The sequence below is a fragment of the Desulfosarcina sp. genome (assembly GCF_041551955.1).
GTDB lineage: Bacteria > Desulfobacterota > Desulfobacteria > Desulfobacterales > Desulfosarcinaceae > Desulfosarcina.
Genome location: NZ_JBFELV010000548.1, coordinates 1 through 3,001, shown reverse-complemented (window position 1 = coordinate 3,001; position 3,001 = coordinate 1). Strand labels below are relative to the sequence as shown.

The 3,001-nt window shown below is 50.0% G+C and carries 4 protein-coding genes and 1 pseudogene; 3 read left to right on the top strand and 2 right to left on the bottom strand.

Translation table 11 applies throughout. The features are described 5' to 3' along the window. Nucleotides 1–413 precede the first annotated feature (413 nt). Nucleotides 414–902 carry a response regulator gene (locus ABYV26_RS23930; RefSeq protein ID WP_372683862.1) on the top strand — a complete coding sequence of 163 codons (489 nt, stop codon included), beginning with the start codon at nucleotides 414–416 and terminating at the stop codon, nucleotides 900–902. A gap of 134 nt (nucleotides 903–1,036) precedes the next feature. Here the strand turns inward: ABYV26_RS23930 and ABYV26_RS23925 are convergent, their stop codons facing one another. Continuing rightward, nucleotides 1,037–1,750 (bottom strand): Crp/Fnr family transcriptional regulator, encoded by a 714-nt coding sequence (locus ABYV26_RS23925; RefSeq protein WP_372683861.1) that lies wholly within the window; start codon nucleotides 1,748–1,750, stop codon nucleotides 1,037–1,039. A gap of 184 nt (nucleotides 1,751–1,934) precedes the next feature. Between ABYV26_RS23925 and ABYV26_RS23920 the strand changes: the two are divergent. Then, nucleotides 1,935–2,144: pseudogene (locus ABYV26_RS23920) on the top strand (helix-turn-helix domain-containing protein); the annotation flags it as partial. 144 nt (nucleotides 2,145–2,288) lie between these two features. Further along, complete coding sequence (locus tag ABYV26_RS23915; protein ID WP_372683863.1) at nucleotides 2,289–2,753, top strand: IclR family transcriptional regulator; 465 nt, start codon at nucleotides 2,289–2,291, stop codon at nucleotides 2,751–2,753. A gap of 47 nt (nucleotides 2,754–2,800) precedes the next feature. On the opposite strand, the gene ABYV26_RS23910 is transcribed toward ABYV26_RS23915, so the two are convergent. After that, the coding region (locus ABYV26_RS23910; RefSeq protein WP_372683860.1) for a MoaD/ThiS family protein at nucleotides 2,801–3,001 on the bottom strand (201 nt) is incomplete at its 5' end.

Here is a 3,001-nt window from a genome sequence, read left to right as displayed (position 1 = left end):
CAATTCATTAATTATATAAAAATTTCATAATGATTTACTGGTAAACATCGTCTTCTGTCTATGACACCCATCATACTCACGGAAAAATAGTGCGCCTCAGTCGGTGGTATCACTGAGGTGCACCGTGAACCGCGATAGCGAGCGCATTCCCGGTCGCTTGCGGCGGGGTTGGCGAGCGAACTGGAAACTGGAAATCGATTTTTATCCCTACGGTGAAGCTACCCCACGGCTTGCCGCGGGGAAGCTTCGATCATTGGGCAGTGAAAATGGCTGTAACCGGGATGGATGGATGAATCAGGTCCGCCAGCGATCCTGCGGAAGAAGGGCAACTTTCTTGTAATACGGTTTAACGGTAGTATATTTCACCAGGGTGTCATGTTAACCCATCCAACCTAAACCGGGGAGAATTCAGCATGGCAGACTACCCATATATCGAAAGCAAGCGAATTCTGATGGTTGACGATGAACCGGATGTTCTGGACAGCCTGGAAGACCTGTTGGGAATGTGCCAACTCACCCGAGCGTCCAGTTTTGAGGAGGCCAGGGCACTTCTTGAAAATCGTTTTTTCAATATCGTCATTCTGGACATCATGGGGGTCGGCGGATATGAGCTGCTGGAAATCGCCACTGCAAAGAACCTTACCGCCGTCATGCTGACCGCTCATGCCTTCAGTCCCGATCATCTAGTGAAGTCCTACCAAGGTGGCGCCGCTTCATATCTGCCGAAAGAAGAGATGATCCATATCGCCTCCTTTTTAAATGACATCATGGAGGCCAAGGATAAAGGGAAAAACCCGTGGACGCGATGGTATGACCGTATGGGTTCCTTTTTGGAAAAACGATTTGGTGCGGATTGGCAGAAACCGGATCAGGCCTTCTGGGAAAGATTTCCTTTCTATTAAACGCATGCGACGCGACCTGAAAGCAACTGATGGCTCCGGGATGCGGTCACGGCCTCTCTTCATTGGGGGTGAGGAGCAAGGCACCCTGTTCAGCCCATGTCCCCGTATTGCCGGAAGTCATGCTTGGGGGCGATTCACAGCCACAATATGTCGCTGTCGGAATCGGTGAACGCTTCGGGTTTTAGAATGCCTATTCTACCTCTTTGGGTTGCGATCAACCCCTTTTTGCGCAGTTTGGACAACGCCCTTAACGATGACTCGACGGTGGTACCGATCATTTCAGCAATCTCGATGCTGGTGAATCGTAAGTCTGGTCCGAATTTCAGGTATAGGGCATGCAAAATGCGGCGCATGCGCTGATCCACATTTTTACCCACCATGTCCAAAATGCGGCTGTTGGCGCTGTCCACTGCATTTCCCAGCACGGTGATGATTTCGGAGATCACTGAGGGGTGTTGAAATGCAAAAGCGATGAAATCGGTTTGTTTCAGTAAAACGACCATGGAATCTCTCATGGCTCTCGCCTCGATCATGCGGGTTTTTTTTGAGAAAGTGCTGACCAGGTTCAACGGTTCACCGGCCACGGCCAGCAGATAGGTAAGCCGATGCCCCTCTAAAGAGCAGATGCTGACGCGCACCAACCCCTCGGCAACAAGGTAGAAATGGCGCTGCGGTTCGTTGGCATGGAAAATGGTATCGCCTTTGGCAAATCGAATGGATATGGCCTTGGCGGCCATTGCATGGCGTGTTGGGGGCGTAAGTCCTCGAAAACCTATCGACTGTTCGAAAATCGCGGCAATTTCATCCAATCCAAACATCTCGATGCCGTTCATATCATTGCTACTCAAAAAAATTCACCATAGTGAAAGGGTTAGGTTTGCGCCTTGACCGGGCAAGGTGCTTTAAGTCTTAATTTGTCCTATATATTCAAATAGTAATGTATCATTACCGTTCTTCGTTTTCTGTTGACTTGATTGATGTACGCAGATATAAATTCATCACAATAAACACGCTTTCCCCCAGACACCATGGATGATCGTCGAAAAACCGGGACCTATGGGAAAAACGACTTCTCCGGACAAACTGCCAGGCTACCAGGCCCCGGCCGTACACAAAGCCTTTCACGTGTTACGCCAAGTGGCCGAATCCCGCCAGCATCTTGGCCTCACCGATCTTGCGAGTCGATTGGGATACAGTAAAAGCACGACCCATGGACTGGTCCACGCCCTGCTTCGTGAAGGCGCGCTCGCGCAGGGGCCGGATGGCCGAAAACTCTATTTGGGACCGACAGTTATGGACTTGGCTTTTTCGAGCTTTAACTACCCCAAAATGGTCGAGTCGGTCCACCCCATTATCGATTCATTGAGAGATCAAATCAAAGAGACCATGGTTGTCGGTGCATTCATCTGCAACGGCATCCTTATTATGGCCGCCGCAGAGTCCGAGGACCCGTTAAAGATTTCTGCATCTCCGGGAACCACCTTGCCGCTTTTTGCCGGTGCCGCCGGAAAAGTGTTTCTTGCCGAAAAAACAAACGATGCGGTCAAAATGTTGATTCGTGAGAAAGGACTCCCTCAACATACAACCCGCTCAATTGTAAATGAAAACGAATACTTGTTAGAACTTGAACGGATACGTTCGAGTGGGCATGCCATCGACGATGAAGAATATCTGGTTGGCGTTAAAGCGGTAGCCGTGGCGTTGGAGAATATCATCGGCCCGCCCATGGCCATCTGGGCAGTGGGCTTGTCGAGCAGTATGGGTGCGGAAAAAATTCAGGACGCCATCGACCGGATGACCACCGCCAAAGAAAAACTTCAGAAAACAATGAATAATACCTTTGGATATTAGAATATATTTAACCACTATCCATTGATTCGGTTAGTTCCCGCAGGGGATCAACCCCCGAAATTCGGGTTGATGAATTCAAGCCGGTCTTCCTGTTTTGCGATGGTGGTCGCATACGCCCGGGGATAGATGAACCGCCCGTTTAACTCCACGATTAAATCCGGATCCCTCTCCCCGAAATCTCTGATAAGCGTTTCCAGTGTGCTGTGGGCCGCCACCCGTTCCCGCACGTCGTTAATCGTGATTTCTAT